The 16490-nt window shown below is 39.4% G+C and carries 11 protein-coding genes; 6 read left to right on the top strand and 5 right to left on the bottom strand.

Annotation, left to right across the window (positions count from 1 at the left end; genetic code table 11):
* The first annotated feature begins 134 nt into the window (after nucleotides 1–134).
* The gene (locus tag PSH41_RS06565) at nucleotides 135–1517 is read left to right on the top strand and encodes a Na+/H+ antiporter NhaC family protein (protein WP_273588429.1); all 1383 of its coding nucleotides are present in this window, start codon (nucleotides 135–137) and stop codon (nucleotides 1515–1517) included.
* A 116-nt stretch (nucleotides 1518–1633) separates the two neighbouring features.
* On the opposite strand, the gene PSH41_RS06570 is transcribed toward PSH41_RS06565, so the two are convergent.
* Entirely contained in the window at nucleotides 1634–4525 is a 2892-nt protein-coding gene (locus PSH41_RS06570) for an insulinase family protein (protein WP_273588428.1), read from the bottom strand.
* 168 nt (nucleotides 4526–4693) lie between these two features.
* Between PSH41_RS06570 and PSH41_RS06575 the strand changes: the two genes are divergently transcribed.
* Nucleotides 4694–5113, top strand: coding sequence for an MAPEG family protein (locus tag PSH41_RS06575; protein WP_004588731.1), 420 nt, complete (start codon nucleotides 4694–4696; stop codon nucleotides 5111–5113).
* A gap of 48 nt (nucleotides 5114–5161) precedes the next feature.
* Here the strand turns inward: PSH41_RS06575 and PSH41_RS06580 are convergent, their stop codons facing one another.
* Nucleotides 5162–5920 carry a peptidylprolyl isomerase gene (locus PSH41_RS06580; RefSeq protein WP_273588605.1) on the bottom strand — a complete coding sequence of 253 codons (759 nt, stop codon included), beginning with the start codon at nucleotides 5918–5920 and terminating at the stop codon, nucleotides 5162–5164.
* Between the two features lie 296 nt (nucleotides 5921–6216).
* On the opposite strand from PSH41_RS06580, the gene ushA reads away from it, so the two are divergent.
* Nucleotides 6217–7839 carry a bifunctional UDP-sugar hydrolase/5'-nucleotidase UshA gene (gene ushA / locus PSH41_RS06585; protein WP_273588427.1) on the top strand — a complete coding sequence of 541 codons (1623 nt, stop codon included), beginning with the start codon at nucleotides 6217–6219 and terminating at the stop codon, nucleotides 7837–7839.
* Between the two features lie 41 nt (nucleotides 7840–7880).
* On the opposite strand, the gene PSH41_RS06590 is transcribed toward ushA, so the two are convergent.
* Nucleotides 7881–8825 (bottom strand): hypothetical protein, encoded by a 945-nt coding sequence (locus tag PSH41_RS06590; protein WP_273588426.1) that lies wholly within the window; start codon nucleotides 8823–8825, stop codon nucleotides 7881–7883.
* Entirely contained in the window at nucleotides 8818–9699 is an 882-nt protein-coding gene (locus PSH41_RS06595) for a hypothetical protein (RefSeq protein ID WP_004588735.1), read from the bottom strand. Before PSH41_RS06595 ends, PSH41_RS06590 begins: the two co-directional genes overlap by 8 nt.
* 233 nt (nucleotides 9700–9932) lie before the next feature.
* Between PSH41_RS06595 and PSH41_RS06600 the strand changes: the two genes are divergently transcribed.
* The gene (locus tag PSH41_RS06600) at nucleotides 9933–10778 is read left to right on the top strand and encodes a S1/P1 nuclease (protein WP_273588425.1); all 846 of its coding nucleotides are present in this window, start codon (nucleotides 9933–9935) and stop codon (nucleotides 10776–10778) included.
* Nucleotides 10779–11108: 330 nt separating this feature from the next.
* Nucleotides 11109–14225 (top strand): TonB-dependent receptor, encoded by a 3117-nt coding sequence (locus tag PSH41_RS06605; RefSeq protein WP_273588424.1) that lies wholly within the window; start codon nucleotides 11109–11111, stop codon nucleotides 14223–14225.
* Between the two features lie 123 nt (nucleotides 14226–14348).
* On the opposite strand, the gene PSH41_RS06610 is transcribed toward PSH41_RS06605, so the two are convergent.
* Nucleotides 14349–14774, bottom strand: coding sequence for a MarR family winged helix-turn-helix transcriptional regulator (locus PSH41_RS06610; protein WP_273588423.1), 426 nt, complete (start codon nucleotides 14772–14774; stop codon nucleotides 14349–14351).
* A gap of 415 nt (nucleotides 14775–15189) precedes the next feature.
* Between PSH41_RS06610 and hmgA the strand changes: the two genes are divergently transcribed.
* Entirely contained in the window at nucleotides 15190–16488 is a 1299-nt protein-coding gene (hmgA, locus tag PSH41_RS06615) for a homogentisate 1,2-dioxygenase (protein ID WP_273588604.1), read from the top strand.
* Nucleotides 16489–16490 lie beyond the last annotated feature (2 nt).

The raw sequence follows: 16490 nt of genomic DNA on the forward strand, positions 1-16490 counted from the left end.
GCTATTAATTTAACATAACAGCAAAGCACCCTACGCGGCAAAAGCAGTGACTTGGCACGTAATAACTATTACCTGCTTTGTTTTTGTTAAGCAATTTATTATTTAAATATGCTTTTAATTTTGTGAATCTTTAAATGCTTGAACCTTCTGCATTAAGTTTACTGCCACCAGCGGTGGTTGTGGTATTGGCTGTTGTTTTACGCCGCCCTATTTTATCTTTACTTATTGGCGCTTTAGTTGGCTTAGTAATAGCCGACCCAGCTCAGGTGCTTGCTAACTTTGCCAGCACATCACTTAAAGTAATGACCGACGAAACCATAGGTTGGTTAATACTCGTGTGCGGAGGCTTTGGCGCTTTAATCGCTTTATTAGTGCGCACTGGCGGTGCGTCGGCGTTTGGCAAATTAGCGCTAAAATACACTAAAGGTAAACGCTCTTCTTTATTTATGACCTTTTGTTTAGGTGTGGTTATTTTTATTGATGACTATTTAAATGCGCTTACCGTTGGCGAAACGATGAAACGCATTACCGATAAATTTAAAGTTAGCCGAGAAATGCTCGCCTACGTTGTAGATTCAACAGCGGCTCCTATTTGCGTACTTGTCCCTTTATCGACTTGGGCGGTATTTTTTGGCGGCTTGTTAGTCGATAACGGCATTGCCGAGGAAGGCAAAGGCATTGCGGTTTATATTCAAGCCATTCCTTATATGTTTTACGCTTGGTTTGCAGTATTGGTTGTTTTGTTAGTGGTACTGGGTGTAATACCTGCTATTGGGCCTATGAAAAAAGCCGAAAGGTTAGCGCACGTTGAGCAGGCCACTGTAGACCCTGCGCAATTTAGTGATATTCAGACAGCCGACGAATACGCTGTAAAAGCAGTAGAAGAAAGCTTTGAAGATGCCGACCCTAAAGGAAAATTGCACAACTTTTTGTTACCTATAATTTTACTAGTAGCCTTTACAGTTTACTTTGAAATAGATGTATATAAAGGCTTATTGGCAACTATGGCGGTAACGCTTCCTTTTTATGCACTACAAAAATTAATGAGCTTTAGCGAAATGGTAGAGCGCATGCTTGATGGCTTTAAAAGCATGATACCGGCTATTGGCACTGTAATAGCAGCATTTATATTTAAAGATGTGTGCGACTTAATTGGCTTAGCGCAGTTTGTGATCGGTAGTTTGAGCCCGTACATGACTGCCCAATACTTACCGGCGGTGGTATTTATTGCTATGGCAGTGTTAGCGTTTGCTACAGGCTCTAGTTGGGGTATTTTTGCTGTGTCGATCCCAATAGTTATGCCACTGGCAACTGCCGTTGACGCAAATATTCCACTGGTTATTGGCGCGTTGTTATCGGCCTCATCATTTGGAAGCCAAGCCTGTTTTTACTCAGACTCTACCGTACTTGCAGCACAAGGCTCTGGCTGTAATTTAATGAGCCATGCAGTAACACAACTGCCTTATACATTAATTGCCGCGGCACTTGCCGTTGTCGGCTTTATTGTTATGGCATAAATTAAGTTAATACAAATAAAACACCCCAATGTAGTCTACATTGGGGTGTTTTACCAATCCACAATAATACTTAATTAAGCGGATTGGTATTATTTAGCTGTATAAATATATATAGCTTATTTTTGTAATTTAATACCATTGTAATAGGTTTCAAGCGATTGAATTTTGATTTGATTTGGTAAATCAGCAAAGTCGCTTTCTACAAACTTAGTACCACGTAACTGCACATTTAAACGTGCGGCTTGTGGGTTTAACATAGTTTGTTTGTAGTACTGCTTAATATCTTCAAGCGTTACTTTTTCAACTTCATCAATTAGCTTTTGCTTAGAGTCAAAGTTAAAGTTTTCACGATACCAATCGGTAATAAGTGGCCCCATTTCACCGCTTAGGTTTTTAGGCTGCTCTTTTAGTGATACAAGCGTGGCATTTTTAAGTTGAGCAAAAGTATCTAAGCTCATATTATCAAGCTCTACCGCGTACTCTTTTTTGAATTGATCAAAACGTGCCTGTATTTCTTTTGGCCCTTTAACAGGTGTTTGAATAAACAAGCCAATTGCCGAGTAATCCTCTATTGGGCGAGCCAGCGCGCCTACGGCGTATGCAAGTTGCTCTTCGGTACGCATTTTATCAAATGCAATGGTTCTAAAGTGGCTTTGTAACACCGCAGCTTGCGCTTTTTGTTTATATCCTGGCACTGGGTGAACGGTCATATCAACAACTGCCACATCGGCAACATCAATATCTTTTTGCAATACTCTCGTTTCGCCCGGCTGTGGTAACCATGCTTTACTACGTGCAAACTCACTCGATGTATGATTGCTTGGTAAAGTGGCACTTAACTCAGTGGCTATCGATTCTATATCTTGTTGGTTGTAATTACCGTAGCTAAATACACGTAAATCGTTGGTGGCAAATGTGGCTGTTTTTAGCTTGTTTAAATCGGCAACGCTTAACGATTCTGCCGCTTTTATCAGTGCCTGTGTATCAAAGCTGCCTGTGCGGATAAGTTTTGAGTAGGCGCCAAATGCTTGTGCATACGGAAATTGCTTTTGCTGATTTAACAAGCCACGTTTGTAGCGATCAATTGCTTGGGTAAATGCTTGTGCCGTTACGTCGGCTTTTAACCCGCTTAGCGCTTGTTTTAAAAGTACATCTTGCTTATCGGTAAAGCCACTCATTGATAAAACTAAACCATTACTTGGCGCAAGGTTTACACTCATGCCGGCAATGGCGGCTTCGGTGCTTAGTTGGCTTTGTTGTATGTTATATAAGTCGGCCCATACTGAGTAAAGTACTTCAGCATTAATATCATTTAAGCCTGGTTGGGTATTAATATATACCTCAACCAACCCCTTTGGCTGGGCAGCAAATTTTTGGCTTGCTTGGCGCCATACTTTTACGCCGTTTTTATCGTAAGCCAGTTCAGGGTGTTTTTGCTCTTTACACTCAGCTGTTTTAATAGCGAAGCTTTCAGGTAGTAAGTTATTTACACTTGGTAAAGCAAGCTTAAACTCGCTTGATGTTTTCCAACTAGCAATTTCGGCATCGCTAATATCTTCTATGCGGTATTTACCATCATAAAAATGCAGTTGCGAGTCGGTTTCTTCTTGTTGCGAAATATACCAAACGCGCAGCGTATCGGCATTTAATTGTTTAAGTACCTCGTTTATCGCCTCTGCGTCAAATTTGGCATAATAGTAAGGCGCATCAATGGCATGATTTAATGGGTAATCTTGCATGCTACCAGTTAGCGAGCTGACATAGCTAAACTCATCGCCTTTTTCTAAAAACTTAAATTGATTGCTAAGTGATGTACGAATTTCATTAAAGTACTTAGCATCTACACCTTCTTTTTTAATCAGTTCAATGTATTGCATAATAGTTGCGACAATTGTTTCGCGGTTTTTCATGCCTTCATCGGTTAATTCTAGCGAAATAGTAAGCGCGCCGTAATTGCCATACTGACTAGGAGAAGGAGACACTGTTAATTGCGATACCCAGCCTTTGTCGCGTAGTAATTGTGCCGGGCTACCTGGCATCTCATTACTTAATAAATAACTGACATAACGGTTAGGTTTAACCGCAAAGTCGCTGCTGTTGTTATTAATAGTAAACTCAAGTTGCAGCTGTTTTACGTCTTCATTAGGTGAGTAATATACTTTTTTGCCACCGGCTTTATCAAAATCAAGCTCTGCAGTAACGGTTGGCTTTTCAATGTGTTTATTTTCGATATCGGCAAAATAAGTTTTTGCTTTTTGCTCCATTTGCTCAATTGGCAAATTTGAAATAAGCGCCACTTTCATGATGTTAGATGAATAGTATTTATTGTAAAAGTCGACCGTTTCTTTGTGTAATTGACTGCCTTCTTTGTCTCCTAGCGTTTCTAGGTTACCAATTAAAAAGCGATTTGCCGGGTGATCACCCATCATTTTACGGGCAAGTTTAAACTGGCCAAAAAAGTCCATTTCGCGGCGCATTGACCACTCGGCATTTACAGCGTTTTTTTCTTTATCTGTATATTCAGGATACAGCTTAGGGGCTTTAAAAAAATCAGCAAAACGGTCTAGCGCTTCATCAAAGGCATCGTTATTAATTTTAAACATGTAGTTGGTAATATCGAGCCAGGTATACGCATTATTTACCCCGCCATTTTTGGTCATAAAGTCAGAGTAGCCTTTTGTATCGGGGTAGCGCTCTGTGCCTAAAAAAAGCATATGCTCTAAGTAATGTGCCATACCTTGCTGCAACATAGGGTCGTGTAGTAAGCCTACGCCTACACTTAGCGAGGCTGCTGATTTTTCAGCGCTTGGATCAGAGACTAAAATAACTTCTATTTCGTTTTCGAGGGTAAGGGTTTTATATTCGCGCGTATCATTTGGGCTAACAACTAATGTGTCTGAAAGTAAGGAGCTTTGCGAAGAACTAGCAACCGATGAGGTAGATGATGTATTAGTACAGCCACTTAAAACTGCTAAAGCGATGACGCTAAAACCAAGAATTTTTTTCATTATGTTTTTCCATTAAAATTGCGCTTAGGATGCGCTCAAAACAACGTAATAGAGCTAAATTAACACTAACAATTAAGGGTTTACCACAAAATAATACTAATTTATGTAACACATTGTGAAAAACACCTGCATACTTAAAGTCAGTAAAATAATAACGAAGGAAATAGGATGGAAAAAATAATAATACTTGCCATGTTTGCACAAGTAACGTTATCGCTCGTTGTAATGTTAATTATGGGTAAGCGACGCTTTGCTGCTGCAAAAAACAAACAATTACAGTTGAGCGATTTTAAAACCATGCGCCTTGATAACGCAGGCGATACCGTACGCGTAGCTGATAGAAACTTTACCAATCAGTTTGAAATACCAGTGCTTTTTTATATCGGTTGTATTGTTGCATTGCAACTTAACAGCGCTAGCTACTTAATTACTGCGCTTGCGTGCTTATTTGTTATTTCGCGTATTGTGCATACGGTTGTTCATATTGGCAGTAATAATGTAAGAATGCGCTTTAATGTTTTTTTACTAGGCTGCGCCAGTGTGTTTGCTTTATGGCTCGCGATTGTTTGGCGAATTTTAGCATTTTAGTAAAAGCGGCTTAATTAGCCGCTTTTTTATTTACTGTTTAACACATAATTAGTATTTAGCGCGTTTTAAGCGTTTACCCACACCAAGCAGTGCAATTAAGCAAAAACCAACACCCATACTCCCACCCGAACTGCTTGATGAGCCAGCCTCTGCTGATGAATCGTCTTGGCTTATTAATGTATTGGCTGTTGGGTTTAAGTTGGCAGATGAAAGCGGGTCGTCATCTAATACCACCACACTATTAATAGTTACAAAGTTAGCGCTGCTCAGAGCGACATCGCTACTTGAGCATTGTTCACTGGTTATATCAACCAATGGGATATCGCCGCAGTGTACCAATCCAGCAATATTATCGAGCGTAGCTTGGCTTTGCGCTGTAATTTGCCCAAATACTGTAAAACCGCCATTTTGGGTATCAAGCGCTTCGCTATTATCAACCATATTAAAAAACCACTGGCTCGTTGCGCTGTTTTCATCGTTGGCTAATTTAGCCATCGCGATTGTGCCCTTCACATTAGATAAAACAGGCTCATTAACAACAGTAGGCTTGGTGGTTATTGGCACTAATTCGTCGGTAAATGTAAAGCCACCGCCTTGTATTACAAAGTCGCTGACTGAGCGGTGTATTACGGTTTGGTTATATGCGTCATCTTCAATATAACTTAAAAAGTTAGCAACCGTATTGGGGGCTTGTTGATCAAACAAGTTAAGCTCTATCACCCCGTGCGAAGTTTGCATTTCAACAATAGTGGCTTGGCTAGTAAAGCACGAAAATGCAAGTAGTGAGCCAATCAGGCACTTTTTCATCATGAGTCCTTTTTGTTATTTTTATTTAAATTAAGTGTTAATACTAATTCACACTATACGCCAAGGAAAAGCATTTAGAAGGCACAACTACAATTAACACCCTTTTAGTTACACTTCATTACATATTCTTTTAAATAACACTCGCTGTATTCGCTTTGTGTAAAAGCATTTAATAATTTAATATTACTTTTAAAACTCGAATATAAAAAAGTATAAAATAAGTACGTTATTTATCGCTAAATTAGTTTAAACTAACCGCCTAATAAATTAAGCACACCATAATAAATGGGTATTTCATGCGTATAATTATTTTATTTTCAGTTATTTTATCTGTTATAGGTTGTACAAGCTCACCTTTAAACACCTCCACTGCCCCACAGTATATTACGGTATTACATACTAACGATAATCACGGGCGCTTTTGGCATAACGAAAAAGGTGAATATGGTATGGCAGCGCGTAAAACGCTAATTGACGCTTTACGTAACAAAGCTCAACAGCAAGGCCATGCAGTATTGCTGCTTTCTGGCGGTGATATTAACACCGGTATACCTGAGTCAGACTTACAACACGCAGAGCCTGATTTTAAGGGGATGTCGTTACTCGGTTACGACGCCATGGCAATTGGTAACCATGAATTTGATAACCCACTGAGCGTTTTAACTAAGCAGCAGCAATGGGCTACCTTTCCTTTACTGTCTGCAAATATTTTTGACAAAGCAACTGGGGAAAGCGCATTTCAAGGCTATAAAATTTTTGAAAAGGGGGACTTAAAAATTGCGGTTATAGGACTTACCACTACAGACACCGCTAAAATAGCTAACCCACAATATATTGGCCATTTAGAATTTAAAGACCCTGTTGATGTGACGGCAGCTCTCGCTAAAAAAATTAAGGAGCAATACAACCCCGATATCACTATTGCACTTACTCACATGGGCCATTATGTAGATGCAAACTTTGGGATTAATGCTCCGGGCGATGTCACACTTGCCCGCTCTTTACCCGCTAATACCTTAGATATGATTATTGGTGGTCACTCGCAAGAGCCGGTTTGTATGGCAGCTAAAAATAAAAATGATGATAACTTTAAACCCGGTCTTGCGTGTAAGCCCGATCAGCAAAACGGCACATGGATTATGCAAGCACATGAGTGGGGCAAGTATGTGGGTAAGGCAGAGTTTAAGCTAGAGAACGAAAAGCTCACCTTACTCGATTATAAATTGCTGCCAGTTAATTTATATGTTGATGAAATTCAAGCCGATGGGTCTAGTAAACAAGTATTAGCCAACGAATACATTAAACCCGATCCGACCCTAGAAGCATTTTTAGCAAGTTACCAAGCAAAAGGCGAAAAACAAATTGCAGGTAAAATTGGCAGTGTTGATGCGCGTTTAGAGGGCGATAGAAACAAGGTACGTTACCAACAAACTAATTTAGCGCGTGTGATTATACAGGCACAAATGAATGTAGTTGGCGCCGACTTTGGCCTTATTAGTGGTGGCGGAATAAGAAGCTCTATTGAAGCTGGCGATATTAGCTATAAAGATATTTTAAAAGTACACCCGTTTAAAAACCGCATTACTTACATGGACTGGCATGGGCGTGATTTATGGAACTACTTAGAAACAGTGACCAGCTTCCCAGTGGATGCAGGTGCTTATTTGCAATATCACAAATTAGCGTTTACCCGTAAAAATGGCAAATTAGTCAGTGTACTCATTGATGGTAAGCCACTTGATGAAAATAAAACTTACCGTATGAGTTTAAATAGCTATAACGCATCAGGTGGTGACGGTTACCCTGCTATTAATAAACTTAAAGGGTTTGTGAGCACAGATGAAACCGATGCCCAGGCACTTAAAACCTTTGTCTCGCAAAATAGTCCACTTAAAGCTGCGCAGTTTTCACCTAAATAACAAAACGTTATTAAAAGATAATGTTTAAGGAAAGTAGCTGACTACTTTCCTTTTATTTCTATGTTTCCCTTTGCAATATTTATTAAACCGTAACTGTGTAAACGTGAGCGGGAGCCCTCGCCATATGCTTTAGGCGGATAATAAATGTCTTTCATATCAGGGTGTTCGTTTAAGACTTCGTCTAGGGCTGCACGAATCTCACTGAGTGTTTTTTCTAAGCTGCTATTAAAATTTGGCCGCTTGCGTATAGTATGTCCAAGCTCAATCAACCTATAAAAGTACTTATTAGCAAGCTCTATAAGCTCATCTGGCACGTATTTATTTTGATTTAGCACAACATCTTTATTATCACGACAAAACTCTATTAATGCTAAATAAAAGCATAACGGTTTGTTAGCTAAACACACTGTAGCCTCAGGCATATAACTATTACTGAGTGTTTTAGTGTTTAAATCAATGATCAATGCCAGCTCTTTTGGTTTTCCTAAGTCGGTACCAGCATTCAGTGATGGGCCTTTTGCATCTACAGGCATACCTATAATAGACTTCAGCCATTTGCTAAATAAAATACTCAAAACCAAAAATAACAAACAAATTAAAAACCTGTTTTCTGACCAAAACTGTGCGTTTTTCTCAAACACTAAAGAGACATGGGTAGTGCTCGACTTGAGTGTTCTTACAAACTGGTTTGGCTTTAAAGTTAAAGGCTTAGCAGATTTTGGCACAATTTTAACTAAGCGAAGGTTATTGTCTAAATAGCCGTTGAGCTTTAATAAGTAGTCTTGCACTGCATGTTGGTTACCCGAGTGCTTTAAAAGCTCATTAGAGAGCGCAATTAACGGTAAATCCAGCGCAACTTGTCTTTCGGTTTCAATAATTTGGCGTTTAATAGCGTCACTCTGCTCATTAATTACAGACACATAAAACACTAAACAGTTAATAATAAAAACAGCGCAGCCAAAAAAAACATATTTATACTTATCCATTTTTAACGCTCTCATCTTTAGCTGTTACCTGCTCTGAACTGCAATCCCAATACGATTGCGCCTCTTTGTAATAACTCAGTGTCTGCTCCTTTGACATATCAAGAATATGACGCTGTACAGCACATAAAAGGTCTGTATTGTTTTGCTGCATTTTTAGATACCAGCGCGAACCTGAAATTTTATTACTTAAAGGGGTTATATAATTTTTTGAAAAACGAGCAGCATCACTTTCTTTCCAAAAAGACGCAATAATATCGACCTGCCCATTAGCTAATAAGTCACGAAGCTCGCTGTGCGAACTGGCGTAAGTAATATCTAGATTGGCTAAGTTGATATTTAAATCTTTAAACATTTTCTTTGGAAGTATATGGCCAGAGCGGCTTGTAGGGTAATCTAATAAGCCTATACGCTTATCTAAAAAGTATTGTTTTGTTAAGCGTGGTTTTTCTTTTGAGGAGATAAAAAATGCGGTGTAATCAGAAAAGCCCACCACAGATTGATAGTTATAAGTTAGCTCTGCATTAAAGGCATCCATTATATTATTTTTTGCAAGTACGAGGTCTGCAATTCCTTTGCCGACAAAATCGAAGCTTTCCGTTGTACTGTCACCCCAGTAACCTTTAACTGAACCGTATTGTTTCGTTACCACGGTATCAAGGCATAGAGACTCTGTAAGCTTCTCTGCCACGCTTTGCGATGGCGTAAATACAATAAGCTGATTTTTGTTTTCACTGGCTGTTGTATAACATTGTGTTGACGTTTTTATTAGTTCTGGAAAATTTATTTCATCACTTTTAACGCTCACCTTTCCAACAGACCATGCAGCAACCATAACCAGAAACAAAAGTGTAACAAACGACAGTTTATGTAACATGACCTTTCCAAACCCCAACAATAAGATGTACCTAACAACACTAAGGCTTTATTTGAACAATATTATTTACTTATTACAACAAGTAATTTTACCTATCAAAGATAACTTATTGATTTAATGAGATTATGAATAAGAAATAATGAATACTCTTGACTCCTTTCTATATTTAGCAAAAACAATCACAATGTTTACACCAGCTAATAGGTGAATAAAAATAAATGCAGGAAACATTGATGCGCATTAAAATTGCTACTCTCGTAGCAACAACGTTAATAATTGGTGCTGTTTTTACAACTTCTAAAGCGTATGCGTGGGGTCAAAATGGTCATCGAATTGTTGGGCATATTGCTGAGCAACATTTGAGTGATGAAACAGTGCATAACCTGTTGCCACTATTAGAAGGACAATCCCTAGCTCAAATTTCTACTTGGGCAGATGAAATGCGATCTAGTCCTGAACTATTTTGGCGTAAAAAATCTTCACGCTGGCACTACATAAACCTTCCTAAAAATAAAACACTTTCTCTAAATCACGCACATACACACAGCAAAGACGATGTAACAAATATTCTAGAAGGTATTTACTTCTCTATTAATACACTTCAGTCATCTACCTCTTCCCTTAATGAAAAACAGTTTGCTTTAAAGTTTTTAGTTCACTTGGTTGGCGACAGCCATCAACCATTTCATGCTGGGCGAAGTGAAGATAGAGGCGGCAATTTAATTAAAGTTGATTTTTTTGACAACGAAACCAATTTGCATAGCCTTTGGGACACTGGATTAATAGAAAATGAAAACTTAGCTTACACTGAATACGCTAAGTTTATAGATACCGACGATGCAGCATTAATTAAAACATACTTAAACAGCAGCCCTACTACTTGGCTGATGGAATCTCACAAACTGGCCGAAGATATTTATACCTCAACCAGTGATGAAGTGAGCTATAGTTATGTTTTCAAATACAATCCGCTTGTTAAGCAGCGCTTGCAAAAAGCAGGCGTTAGGCTTGCGGGTGTATTGAACTATTTATTTGATTCGTCAGATGACAATAAAAAATTAAAAATAACGACAAAATAACAATCAACCTATAAATAAAAAACCTACACACGGGAATTAATTTATGTTTATACACGGTCTGGAGTATAGCTAAAATAATACAGCTAAAAATGTATTAGTTACAAAATGTAAATAATTAATTGTAAAAGGAATTATAAAGTTTGCATTTCATAATACTGTCACATAACGACGGTAACATAACAATAAGTAATTAATCCAAATTTAGTTAAGTATACAAGTATAAATTGTGCAAATTAATTTTGCATATTACAAGAGTATAAATTCAACAACACTGCTGACTTTATACTACTTAAAATAACAATTTAATTATAACTTTCACGGGAAATGAAAATGAAGACTAAACTTCAAAAAACAGCACTCTCACTTGCTATCGCTGCGTGTGTAAGTGTAAGTGGCGCTGCATTCGCCAACGAAACAACCTCTGCGATTAAGGGTCAAATTACCGGTCCAAACGGTAACCCAGCTCCAGGTACCAAAATAACAATTTTACACGTACCGTCTGGCTCAGTTAAAACAACAGAAGCAAACGATGCAGGTTACTTTACTGCTAAAGGCCTTCGTGTTGGTGGTCCTTACAAGGTAATCGTTGATTCTGATGTTTATGCTGATCAAGAATTTAATAACATTATCCTAAACATTGGTAACGATTACCCAGTAAATGCTGCACTTGAGCCACAATCAAGCATGGAGCAAATTGTAGTAACAGGTGCACCTATCAGCTCTATGTCTGGTGGTACTGGCCCAGCGTCTACATTTACTTTAACTGATCTTGAAAACACGCCTGCTATTAACCGTGATTTAAAAGATATCATTCGTATTGACCCGCGTATCACAATTGATGATAGCCGCGGGTCAATCAACTGTGGTGGTGGTAACCCTCGTTACAACAGCTTAACGCTAGATGGCGTTCGTATGAACGATAACTTTGGTTTAAGCTCTAACGGTTACCCTACTATTCGTGCCCCTTTCTCGTTTGATTCAATTGAGCAAGTTTCAGCTGAGCTAGCACCATTTGACGTACAGTACGGTGGTTTTACCTCATGTAACATTAATGCGGTAACAAAATCTGGTGGTAATGAAGTTCACGGTGGCATCTTCTACGATTTCACAAGTGATTCATTCAAAGGCGACGAAATTGAAGGCGAAGACGTTGATAACGGTAACTACACCGAAAAACGTTATGGCTTTAACGTTGGCTTACCGTTAATCGAAGATAAACTATTTTTATTCACTTCATATGAAAAACTTGAAGGTGTTCAACAATTTAACTACGACGGTTTAAGCAGCGGCAGTGTAACTGCAGATGATATTGCTCGTATTACAAGTGTAGCTCAATCTGTATATGGTTATGACGTTGGCGGTATGCCTTCAAGTATGCCGGTTGAAGATGAAAAAATCTTAGTTAAATTAGATTGGAACATCAACGAAGATCACCGTGCAAACTTAATCTATAACTACAACGATGGTAATACGGTTTCACAGTCTGATACTGGTTCTAGCCGTGTTTCATTATCTAACCACTTTTACGACCAAAGTGCAGAATTCACATCAATTATTGGTTCTGTTTACTCAGATTGGTCAGATGACTTTTCAACTGAAGTTCGTATTGGTAAATCAGAACTAGATGCAACTGTACAGTCACTTGATGCTGCTAGCAGCTTTGGCGAAATGCAAATTCGTACAGAAGATGGTGGTACGGTTTACATTGGTCCAGATGACTCTCGTCAATCAAATGATTTAGATTACGATACCACTACATTTAAAGTAGCGGGTACTTACTACCTTGACCAACACACAATTACTGCTGGTTATGAGTTTGAAGAGTTAGACGTATTTAACTTATTCGTACAGCATACTGAAGGTGAATATCGTTTTGATTCAATCGATGATTTTGAAGATGGCTTAGCTGACCGTGTTTACTACAATAATGCTGCAGCGACTAACGATCCAAACGATGCAGCTGCAAGCTTTTCATACGCTCAGCATACGTTTTATGTACAAGATGAATACGCATTTACAGACTTAGATGCAAACATCACGTTTGGTTTACGTTACGATAAATACACAAGTGATGACGTACCTAACTTCAACCAAAACTTTACTGACCGCTACGGCTTTAGTAACCAAAGCACGTTCGATGGTATTGATTTACTTCAACCACGTGTTGGCTTCCAGTGGTATGCAACAGACGAATTAGAAGTACGCGCCGGTGTTGGCTTATTCTCTGGTGGTAACCCAAATGTGTGGTTATCTAATTCTTACTCTAACGATGGTATTACAAACATCGGTACATTCCGCAGCCCAGTTGATTTATTCAATACGCCAAACGTAAATGGCGGCGCGCCTGGTTTTGAAGTACCGCAAGAGATGTTTGATGAAGTTGCTAACACTGTTATCGGCTCGGGTGATTCAGCAACAAACGCTGTTGACCCAGATTTTGAAATTCCTTCAGAGTGGAAATACTCAATTGGTGCAACATACACAACTGAAAACGAGTATGTAATTTCACTTGATTACTTATACTCTAAGAAGAAAGATGCTGCCTTAATGCGTGACATCGCACTTCAGGATTCGGGCGAAACTACATTTGATGGTCGCCCTCTTTACGAGTCTATTGAAGGCCGCTCTGGTGAGTACCTTCTTACAAATGTAAGTGGCGATAGCGGTGATTCATCGGTTATTTCATTAGCAGTAAGCAAAATGTTTGATAATGGCGTAAGCGTTAATTTTGGTTACGCGTACACAGATTCAGACGATGTTAACCCAATGACAAGCTCTGTTGCTGGCTCAAACTACGGTAACATTGCGCTAACTGATCCTGGTAACCCAGGTGTTGCATCATCTGATTACGAAATTCCACATCGTTTTACTATGACGCTTGGCTACTCTCATGAATTTGTAGATGGTTTTGCTACTCGCTTTAACCTATACGGTGAAGCATACAAAGGCTTACCATACAGCTACACGTTTGATGGTAGCGATCGTAACTTCGGGGATAGCAACTGGAACGGTAGTCGTCAGTTACTTTACGTACCACTTGAAAACGATCCTAACGTTGTTTACGACATGAGCGCTGATGAAATTAACGCGTTTAACGACTTTATCGCGTCTAACGGTTTAGAGCGTGGTGAAATCACTGGCCGTAATGCTGAAAACTCAGATTGGTTTGTTAAATTTAACTTTAAAGTTACTCAAGAATTACCAGGCTTTATGGATGGCCATAAAGGTGAAGCGTTCTTCGTAATTGATAACTTAACTAACCTATTAAACGATGATTGGGGCGTACTTAAAAAAGGTCCTTTCGTTGGCGCTAGCATGATCAAAACCACGATTGATGAGCAAGGCCGTTACGTTTACTCAGGCTTTAATGAAAACAACGCAAATACATCAGTACAATCTGATGCGTCATTATGGCAAATGCGTGTAGGTGTTCGTTACACTTTCTAATCGCATTAGCGTAAAAAACGACTAATTAAAGCCCATCTTTTGATGGGCTTTTTTTTACCAACCAGCTTAATTAAATGATCTATTTATCCCCTCAAAATGATTAAGTATTATTGCGGATTGATTTTATAAGGCACCTTTAAGCTCTTTTAGTAAATTTAGCAATTGGACTTGTTGCTGCTTACTAAATTTTTCAGCTAATTGCCCTTCCCAATTTTGTGAATCACGTGCTATGAGCTTGTAAATTGCATTGCCCTGCTCATTTAACATAACCTGCGTCACTCGCTTATCTTGCTGATTTAGTTGTGCTTCAACATACCCTCTTTGCAGCAATGATTTTATAACTCGCGAAACCGTTGACTTGTCCATATTGGCCTGAGTACATAAATCTTTTGCATTGCTTTTGCCATATTGTGCTAAGTTTGCCAACACCCGCCATTGAGGGATGGTTAAGTTGTATTTTTGCTGATAAACACGCGCAAAATCATCGCTTATGAGATTTGCCATTTGGTTCAACTGATAGGGCAAAAACTGTTCTAGATCTATTTCCATTATTACTTTCTCATCGCATTTACACACTGTGAAAACTGTGCATTTTTATTTACAGGCTAAAACATGCGCCCATTTGAAATTACTCTCACTTGAGAGTACTTTAAACTAATTATGGCCTGTTGACCTTTCAGGATTGAAATTTGTTCAATCTAGGGGCCATTTAATCGCGGCGCGAGGTTTGTAACCTAGTGGGCTAAGTAAAAACCGAGCAACAAAGAGTAAATGGCCCCTAGGCAGAACCCTTCGGGCAGCGCCTGTTTGGCATTTATGCTACGTTATGGCCTATTTATGGGGAACAACCACACTGCATAGGCTCTGCCTTGCCTAATTCCCAAACAGACTGCTGCAAATTCAACCTCGAAAGATAAACAGGCCCTAGAAAGATAAAACAATGTCACTCTCACAGGATCTAAATATGGCCAGCGAAATAAACTACATGAGCGGTTTTGGCAATGAGTTTGAAACCGAAGCGCTACCCGGTGCACTGCCTATTGGGCAATTTACCCCACAAAAGGTGAAATACAATTTATACACCGAACAATTTAGCAGCACGGCCTTTACCGCCCCGCGAGCCGCTAATCGTCGCACGTGGCTGTACCGCCTTCGTCCATCGGTGGTACAAGGTGAATACACCGCTATAGATAACGCACTAATAAGAACAGCCCCTATAACTGAAGCAATTACGCCACCTACAATGATGCGCTGGAGCCCTATTGATATTCCCACAAAGCCTACTGATTTTATTGATGGCTTAATTACAATGGCTGCAAATGGCAGTGCCAATGGGCAAACCGGTATGGGTATTCATGTTTATGTTGCTAACAGTTCTATGCAAGGGCGTTATTTTTGTAATGCCGATGGTGAGCTGTTGTTTGTGCCTCAGCATGGCGAACTGTTATTACACACTGAATGTGGAAAGCTCACAGTAAAGCCGGGGGAAATTGCCGTCATTCCTCGCGGGATTAAATTTTCGGTTGATTTAATTGATGAAACCGCACGTGGCTACATTTGTGAAAACTATGGTCATGCATTTGAACTTGCCGAGCGCGGCCCCGTCGGGGCAAATGGCTACGCCAACGACAGAGACTTTAAATACCCTGTTGCTGCATTTGAAGATAAAGAAGGTAGCTTTGAATTAGTCACTAAATTTAACGGTCATTTATTTAGTTGCCCTATCACACACTCGCCTTTTGATGTAGTTGCTTGGACCGGTAACAGCGCACCGTACAAATACGACTTAGCACGTTTTAATGTTATTAATACCGTGAGTTTTGACCACCCAGATCCTTCTATATTTACTGTACTTACCTCCCCTTCAGCCACTGAAGGCATGGCAAATGTAGATTTTGTAATTTTTCCACCGCGCTGGATGGTGGCAGAGAATACATTTAGACCTCCTTACTATCATCGCAATATTATGAGTGAGTTTATGGGCTTAATAGAAGGGGTTTACGATGCAAAAGAGCACGGGTTTGTACCAGGAGGCGCTAGTTTGCATAATTGTATGTCGCCACATGGGCCTGAAGCCGAGGTATTCGAAAAAGCATCTAACGCTGAGCTTGCACCGCAAAAATACGAGAACACGTTGGCCTTTATGTTCGAGTCTCGTTACATAATATCGCCCACTAAATATGCCCTTGAAGGAAAAGAGCGCCAAACTCATTACACTCAGTGCTGGCGTAGTATCACAAAACATTTTACAGGCGAGGAATAATA

The organism is Pseudoalteromonas sp. CST2 (assembly GCF_028599385.1).
Classification (GTDB): domain Bacteria; phylum Pseudomonadota; class Gammaproteobacteria; order Enterobacterales; family Alteromonadaceae; genus Pseudoalteromonas; species Pseudoalteromonas atlantica.

Bases quoted from the DNA above. Each gene is read 5' to 3' on its own strand.
- PSH41_RS06565 (WP_273588429.1), top strand. From the start codon at position 135: ATGCTTGAACCTTCTGCATTAAGTTTACTGCCACCAGCGGTGGTTGTG.
- PSH41_RS06570 (WP_273588428.1), bottom strand. From the start codon at position 4,525: ATGAAAAAAATTCTTGGTTTTAGCGTCATCGCTTTAGCAGTTTTAAGT.
- PSH41_RS06575 (WP_004588731.1), top strand. From the start codon at position 4,694: ATGGAAAAAATAATAATACTTGCCATGTTTGCACAAGTAACGTTATCG.
- PSH41_RS06580 (WP_273588605.1), bottom strand. From the start codon at position 5,920: ATGAAAAAGTGCCTGATTGGCTCACTACTTGCATTTTCGTGCTTTACT.
- ushA (WP_273588427.1), top strand. From the start codon at position 6,217: ATGCGTATAATTATTTTATTTTCAGTTATTTTATCTGTTATAGGTTGT.
- PSH41_RS06590 (WP_273588426.1), bottom strand. From the start codon at position 8,825: ATGGATAAGTATAAATATGTTTTTTTTGGCTGCGCTGTTTTTATTATT.
- PSH41_RS06595 (WP_004588735.1), bottom strand. From the start codon at position 9,699: ATGTTACATAAACTGTCGTTTGTTACACTTTTGTTTCTGGTTATGGTT.
- PSH41_RS06600 (WP_273588425.1), top strand. From the start codon at position 9,933: ATGCGCATTAAAATTGCTACTCTCGTAGCAACAACGTTAATAATTGGT.
- PSH41_RS06605 (WP_273588424.1), top strand. From the start codon at position 11,109: ATGAAGACTAAACTTCAAAAAACAGCACTCTCACTTGCTATCGCTGCG.
- PSH41_RS06610 (WP_273588423.1), bottom strand. From the start codon at position 14,774: ATGGAAATAGATCTAGAACAGTTTTTGCCCTATCAGTTGAACCAAATG.
- hmgA (WP_273588604.1), top strand. From the start codon at position 15,190: ATGGCCAGCGAAATAAACTACATGAGCGGTTTTGGCAATGAGTTTGAA.